Below are 6286 nucleotides of genomic sequence, written 5' to 3'. Positions count from 1 at the left end.
TGAGAGACCGCTTATCAGCGGTTCAGCGCCCTTGTTCCGGCGACGGAATGGATCAACGATGCGGTGTTTGCGAAGGGCTTGAGTAGATTGGCAAGACCGGCGTCAGTAAGGCGCTTCACGCTGTGCGCGAGCCTTGTGCGGTGAAAGTCGCTCGCAGGGTTCTTCGGGGGCCGCGTTTTCGAGAGGGAATGCGGCTACCCTCTCTCCTGAACGGGTCGGTTGAGCTTGGCATCTCAACTGTAGACCCTGGCCGCCCCCTTCTTTGGGCGGCCAGGAGGCCTTTCAATGATTATCACCGTTGCGACAATAAAAGTGTCACCCGGCGGCACCCCGACAAGCTTGGGAACCGGCTCAGCCTTGCCCGATAAGGACTCGAACGTCGCGAAATAATTGTGTCACCGGCGAGGTTGGGCGCCACCCGTCGGGGCAACTTTTCAGTCCATTGACTGGACGGCGCTCCGTCAGGCAGCGTGCGGCCCAGACTGTGTCAAAACACCATTTCGTAGTGCTAAAATTATTCATCGTAGAACGGGGAGAAGCGAGATGAAGCGGTTCGTCCAAGGCGAAGATCGTACTCAAAGCTTCCTCCTTCCCGAAGCGCTTGATGACTACGTGACAAACACCAATCCGGTGCGCGTGGTGGATGTTTTTCTGGATGAGTTGGATCTTCAGAAGCTCGGGTTTGAAGGCGTTGAGCCAGCGCTAACGGGTCGGCCTTCGTATCATCCGGCAGTGATGCTCAAAATCTACATCTATGGTTACCTGAACCGTATTCAATCCAGTCGTCGCCTTGAACGCGAGGCTCAGCGCAACGTCGAACTGATGTGGCTGACCAGCCGCCTGACGCCGGACTTCAAGACCATTGCGCGATTCCGTAAAGACAACGGCAAAGCGATCCGCAGCGTCTGTCGCCAGTTCGTCGCGCTGTGCCAGCGTCTGGACCTCTTCGCCGAAGCGTTCGTGGCAATCGACGGGAGCAAGTTCAAGGCAGTTAACCATCGCGACCGCAACTTCACGAGCGCCAAGCTCGAACGACGCATGCGCGACATCGAGTCAAGTATCGCCCGCTATCTCGAGGCGATGGACACGGCGGATCGTCAGGAGCCTGCTATTGCGAAGGCCAGAACAGAGCGATTGCGAGACAAGATTGCAGCCTTGAAGGAACAGATGCGAAGCCTCAAGGAGATCGAGGTCAAGTTGAAGGAAGCACCGGACGGACAGATATCGCTTACGGATCCGGATGCACGTTCGATGAAGACCCGAGGAACGGGAGTCGTGGGCTACAACGTCCAGACGGCGGTTGACACGAAGCACCATCTGATCGTCGCGCACATCGTTACCAATAATGGCATTGATCGTGATCAGTTGACGTCGATGGCGAAGCTCGCCCGTACCGAAATGGGCATCGACAAGCTCACCGCGGTTGCGGATCGCGGCTACTACAAGAGCGAGGAGATACTCGCATGTCATGAGGCTGAAATAACCGTGTTCGTTCCGAAGACAGTGACGTCGAGCGCAACGGCCGATGGTCGCTTTGGCAAGGAAGACTTCATCTACAACGCAAAGATGAACGAATATCGGTGCCCGGCAGGCGAGCGCCTCATCTGGCGATTCTCGACCGTTGAGCGCGGCCTGAAGATCAGCAAGTATTGGAAGCAATGTTCGCTAAAGGCGCGCTGCACGCCGGACCCTCAACGCCGGGTGGCACGCTGGGAGCACGAAGGGGTGCTCGAAGAGATGCAGACGCGACTTGACCATAACCCCGACATGATGCGGATCCGAAGACAGACTGTCGAACATCCCTTCGGCACGCTCAAGGCGTGGATGGGTGCAACCCACTTTCTGACAGGAACGATTGAGCGGGTAAGTACCGAAATGAGCTTGCACGTGCTCGCGTACAACATGAAGCGGGTGATCAGGCTGCTCGGCGCAGAAATGGTGGTAAAGGCAATGCGGGCGTAAGCCTGGCGGGGTGGTCGAACCGTGTCAGCAGTTTGACGTAGCTGTTTCATGCAACTTGACGTTTATGTTCCCGCAGTTCGCCGTCGAAACCTGTTCCGGGAGAACGTCTCGTCAATTTCCAGCAGCCAGGCGTTTTGACACGGTCTGGGCCAAAAGGCGCCACTCACACGCATGCGATGTATGCGGGATGAACGTCCGCTTCGAGCATGTCGGACACCAGAGAGGTCACGAGCAACGCTACGTAAGCTCAATTTCCAGTCGGGGCAATCGGTGCTCCCTTCTGCGGTCCAGGGCATGCGCGCGTGAGGCACCAAACGATCGACGGCGTTTGGACAGGCAGGTGCCTGACACCGCTCCCGTTGTTCGCATCAATCCTCGTGGTCATCTGCCTGCGCCGCGCGGCTTTGCGTCAGGCGTTCCATATGGACGTAAGGGCGCAAGGGGCCCTGATAATCGCCAGTATCGCCTTTGTCCATAAGCACTTCATCTTGATGGACGAATCGCCATCCGAATGCCGGCGCGACTCGCGTGCGCTCGATACAACAAGGTCCCCCAATGCTGTCACCGGACAGGCGATATCACCCACGCGAACAATCGTTGTGAGTACCGCGCGCTGATCAGCAACAGCATCGTTGCGACGCCAAAATTCCAGATCAGGATCATGACCGTCGCGTCGAGCGGATGAAACATCGACAGCGCCACGGCCGTGAGCGCGGCAACGGCCAGACTGCCTGTCATCACCACAGGAGCGGGCGCGAGCCGCGCAACGTGGCGCAGCATGATCAGCAGGGCGAGCGAGAGAGGAATGCCTGTGAGACCGAGCGTCGCAAAACAGCGCGCGGTCTCCCCCAGTGACATGCCGTCCGGGCCGATCTCCACCCAGTTCGTCAGACATCCATAGCCAATCGTCGATACCCACGCCCCCAGCGCGGGCAGCGGCAACAGCAGCCAGCGCAGCGACCTTCCCGGCACGCTGGCAACGAACGACGCGACGGCGGCGAGGATGCCCGTCAACGCGGCCGCAGCCACGCCCATCACGAACACTGGCTGCTGCAGCTTCACCGTGAGGTCGGGCCGCACACCGTGCGCCACGCCGAGCAGAATGAGCACGAGTGCGGCGAACAGCAGCCAGCCAGCCGCCCGCATGGCGGGCGCGCGCAGCGGGCGCACCGGCTTCGCGTCGGCAACCAGCGATTCGATCAGATCGGAGGTCGGACTCATTTGCGGTCTCCCTGCGTCAGGAGCTTGCGCAGGCCCTTCAGCCCGCGATGCACCGCGACCTTCAACGCGGCAACGGTCATTCCACTCGCCACAGCCGCCTCTTTCAATGACATTTCCTCAAGTTTGAGCATGCGTATGGCCTCGCGCTGCCCGGGCGGCAGGCGCTCGATCGTCTCGCGCAGCATGCGCGCATCCGTGGCCTCTTCCATCAGATTCGCTGTGGGGTCGGCCAAGGTTTCATGCTCATCGTCCAGCGGCAGTTCGCGGGCGTCAACACGTCCATCGTGGCGCAGCGTATCGACGATGCGGCGCATGGCGATGGTCAGCAGCCAGGGGCCAAACGGCCGCCCCGGGTCGTAGGTATGGCGTACGAGGTGCACGGTGGCGAGAACGTCCTGCACGACGTCCTCGACTGCGTCGGGACGGACTCCATGGCGACTCGCAAGGCTGCGCAGATACGGCGTCATGCTTTGCAGCAGCCGGCGGTAGGCCTCGCGATCGCCTTGCTGCGCGCGCGCCATCAAAACGGACCAGTCAGGCGTGCCGTCGGGCCGGGTTGCCTCGTCCAGCGTGGCGCCGTGCGGCCCCTTGCCGGCCGTTGCGGATTGGTCGGGCTGCATATGCGCGGCGCCGCGGTGTCGGTAGTCGGACATCGTTGCAGTGAGTCGATGAGGCAAGCGGCCCAAATATTCCCGGCGCGCCGCGTAACCTTTGGCCGCGCCGGCCCGAATCTGCTTGTGTGGTCGCATCTTCGCGATCCCAACCTTCGGAGAAGATACTATGAGCAAGTCCGCTTTGACCATATCGTCGCTGTCCGCTGCGGTCGGCTTGGCGCTCGCAATGCAGGCGCTCGCCGCGCAGGCGCAGGGTATGGGCAACCCGCCGCAGGTCGTGAAGGACAACATGGCCAGAATGGCGCAGAACCACCTCGAAAAGTGCTACGGCATCAACGCGGTGGCGAAGAACGACTGCGCCGAAGGGGCTCACTCGTGCGCCGGCCAGGCCACGCAGGCACGCGACCCGAAGTCATTCGTGCTGTTGCCGGCAGGCGATTGCAGCAAGATCGCAGGCGGCCAATCCAAGGCAGGTTGAGAGGCGTCGCGGCCATGAGCGCAACCGTCTCCCGCGCACGCGCGCCGGTCGGCACGATTCCCGCAACGGCCGGCGTGGGTCTGCGTTTTCGCCATCATCGCGCCGTGCTCGACGAACGTCCGGCAGTGGCGTGGTTCGAGGTGCACACTGAAAACTACATGGGCGGCGGTCCCGCTGCACGCTGTCTGGATGCCATACGCCGCGACTATCCGGTGTCCCTGCACGGCGTGGGCCTCTCGCTCGGCAGCGCCGACGGACTCGACGCCGCACATGTCGCACGCGTGAGCGAGGTCGTCGCGCGTGTGCAGCCCGGCCTCGTCTCCGAGCATCTTGCGTGGAGCGTGGCGGGCGGCACGTACCTCGCCAATCTGCTGCCGTTGCCGATGACCGAAGAGGCGCTCGACGTCGTGTGCCGCAACGTCGATCAGATGCAGGCGGCACTAGGGCGGCGGATTCTCGTGGAGAACCCGTCCACCTATCTTCGCTTCTCGCATTCGACGATACCGGAGTGGGAGTTCCTCGCGCGTCTCGCGCAACGCACGGGCTGCGGACTCCTGTGTGACGTGAACAACATCCACGTCAGCGCGTGCAATCACGGCTGGAATGCGCTCACGTATCTCGACGCGCTGCCGCCGGCGTCCATCGGCGAAATCCATCTTGCCGGCCATAGCTTGAGACAACTCGAGGGCGGCCGGATCTTGCGAATCGACGATCACGGCTCGCGTGTCGCGCCGCCGGTGTGGACTCTCTACGCGGCCGCGCTGCAACGCTTCGGGCCGGTGCCGACGCTGATCGAATGGGACACCGACGTGCCGCCGCTCGATGTTCTCATCGAGGAAGCCGCAACGGCGGAATCGGCACTGGAGGCGGTTCGCCATGAACATGCACGCGCCATCGCTGGCTGATCTTCAACAGGCCATGCGCCGCAACCTGCTGGAAGGTGCCGATGAAAACGCAGCCGCCACCGTGCTGGCCGATGGTCTCGATCCGCAAGCACGCCTGAGCATTTACCGGAACACGGCGGAAGGTGTGCTGGTCAATGCGCTGCGGCTTGCCTTTCCCGCCGTTCAGCGGCTGGTCGGCGCGGACTTCTTTGAGGGCGCGGTGCGCCTGTTCGTGCGCGCCGAGCCGCCGCGCAGCGCATGGCTCGACGAATATGGCGCACAGTTTCCGGCCTTCCTCGGGACAATGCCGCAGCTCTCATCGGTGCCGTATGTGGCCGACGTCGCGCAGCTCGAATGGCAGGTGAATGGCGTACTGCACGCCCCCGACGTCCCGCCTCTCGATCCCGCGTGTCTCGAACGGCTCGACGAGGACGCGCTCGGCACGCTGCGATTGTCGCCTCATCCGGCCACGCGGCTGCTGCGCTGCGATGCTCCCGCCGACGCTATCTGGCGCGCCGTGCTCCAGCAGGACGACGCGGCGCTGCGCGCAATCGAACTCGTGGACAACCCCGTGCATTTGCTCGTGCAACGCCTGACCGAAGGCGTCGATACGCTGCGCCTGAGCACCGGGGAGTGGCGCATCAGCAAGGCGCTTTTTGCAGGCGAGCCACTCGGCGCGGCGCTGGCCAGCGCGCCGGAAGCGGATGGTTTTGCACTTGTCGGCGCATACCTTGCGCGCGGATGCTTCGCCCAGACGTCGCAGATTGCTGGCTGCATCCGGATCGACCAGGGATTGTCAACATGATTCGCCTCTCCCACTCTGCAGACGGCCGCAACGTCTTTCAGTGCGCGGTTCAGTTGCTGGAACGCGTGCCTTACTGGCTGCTGGCCATTCCGCTGCGCCTCGCGGTTGCAACGATTTTCTGGAATTCGGCGATGACCAAGCTCGCAAACTGGGATGCGGCGCTCGAACTGTTTCGCGACGAATACAGGCTGCCGGTATTGCCGCCGGATGTGGCAGCGCACATCACCGTATCGATAGAACTGAGCATGCCGGTGTTGCTGGTGCTCGGCCTGGGCGTCAGGCCCGCCGCATTGGTCCTGCTCGGGATGACCTCCGTGATCGA

At 62.4% G+C, this 6286-nt stretch carries 7 protein-coding genes; 5 read left to right on the top strand and 2 right to left on the bottom strand.

The features are described 5' to 3' along the window. The first annotated feature begins 543 nt into the window (after window positions 1-543). Window positions 544-1962: an IS1182 family transposase gene (locus GCT13_RS46510; protein ID WP_152768316.1), complete on the top strand. Its 1419-nt coding sequence runs from the start codon at window positions 544-546 to the stop codon at window positions 1960-1962. 561 nt (window positions 1963-2523) lie between these two features. Here GCT13_RS46510 and GCT13_RS46505 read toward each other — a convergent pair. After that, a complete protein-coding gene (locus GCT13_RS46505; protein WP_152768315.1) occupies window positions 2524-3183 on the bottom strand; it encodes an NrsF family protein in 660 nt (219 codons plus the stop codon). Next, window positions 3180-3803 carry a sigma-70 family RNA polymerase sigma factor gene (locus GCT13_RS46500; RefSeq protein WP_227747390.1) on the bottom strand — a complete coding sequence of 208 codons (624 nt, stop codon included), beginning with the start codon at window positions 3801-3803 and terminating at the stop codon, window positions 3180-3182. The genes GCT13_RS46505 and GCT13_RS46500 overlap by 4 nt, the downstream gene beginning before the upstream one ends. A gap of 160 nt (window positions 3804-3963) precedes the next feature. On the opposite strand from GCT13_RS46500, the gene GCT13_RS46495 reads away from it, so the two are divergent. The 4 genes from GCT13_RS46495 to GCT13_RS46480 all read left to right on the top strand — a co-directional run. Beyond that, window positions 3964-4275 (top strand): BufA1 family periplasmic bufferin-type metallophore, encoded by a 312-nt coding sequence (locus GCT13_RS46495; protein WP_152768314.1) that lies wholly within the window; start codon window positions 3964-3966, stop codon window positions 4273-4275. A 14-nt stretch (window positions 4276-4289) separates the two neighbouring features. Beyond that, window positions 4290-5180 carry an MNIO family bufferin maturase gene (gene bufB / locus GCT13_RS46490; protein WP_152768313.1) on the top strand — a complete coding sequence of 297 codons (891 nt, stop codon included), beginning with the start codon at window positions 4290-4292 and terminating at the stop codon, window positions 5178-5180. Continuing rightward, a complete protein-coding gene (locus GCT13_RS46485) occupies window positions 5152-5964 on the top strand; it encodes an HvfC/BufC N-terminal domain-containing protein (RefSeq protein ID WP_152768312.1) in 813 nt (270 codons plus the stop codon). The genes bufB and GCT13_RS46485 overlap by 29 nt, the downstream gene beginning before the upstream one ends. Further along, a partial coding sequence (locus GCT13_RS46480; RefSeq protein ID WP_152768311.1) for a DoxX family protein occupies window positions 5961-6286 on the top strand: 326 nt, incomplete at its 3' end. The genes GCT13_RS46485 and GCT13_RS46480, both read left to right, overlap by 4 nt.

It is taken from the genome of Paraburkholderia franconis, from assembly GCF_009362735.1.
Classification (GTDB): Bacteria; Pseudomonadota; Gammaproteobacteria; order Burkholderiales; family Burkholderiaceae; genus Paraburkholderia; species Paraburkholderia franconis.
The sequence above is the reverse complement of the archived record's forward strand: the minus strand, read 5'-3'. Positions and strand labels throughout refer to the sequence as shown.

Bases quoted from the DNA above. Each gene is read 5' to 3' on its own strand.
- GCT13_RS46510 (WP_152768316.1), top strand. From the start codon at position 544: ATGAAGCGGTTCGTCCAAGGCGAAGATCGTACTCAAAGCTTCCTCCTT.
- GCT13_RS46505 (WP_152768315.1), bottom strand. From the start codon at position 3,183: ATGAGTCCGACCTCCGATCTGATCGAATCGCTGGTTGCCGACGCGAAG.
- GCT13_RS46500 (WP_227747390.1), bottom strand. From the start codon at position 3,803: ATGCAGCCCGACCAATCCGCAACGGCCGGCAAGGGGCCGCACGGCGCC.
- GCT13_RS46495 (WP_152768314.1), top strand. From the start codon at position 3,964: ATGAGCAAGTCCGCTTTGACCATATCGTCGCTGTCCGCTGCGGTCGGC.
- bufB (WP_152768313.1), top strand. From the start codon at position 4,290: ATGAGCGCAACCGTCTCCCGCGCACGCGCGCCGGTCGGCACGATTCCC.
- GCT13_RS46485 (WP_152768312.1), top strand. From the start codon at position 5,152: ATGAACATGCACGCGCCATCGCTGGCTGATCTTCAACAGGCCATGCGC.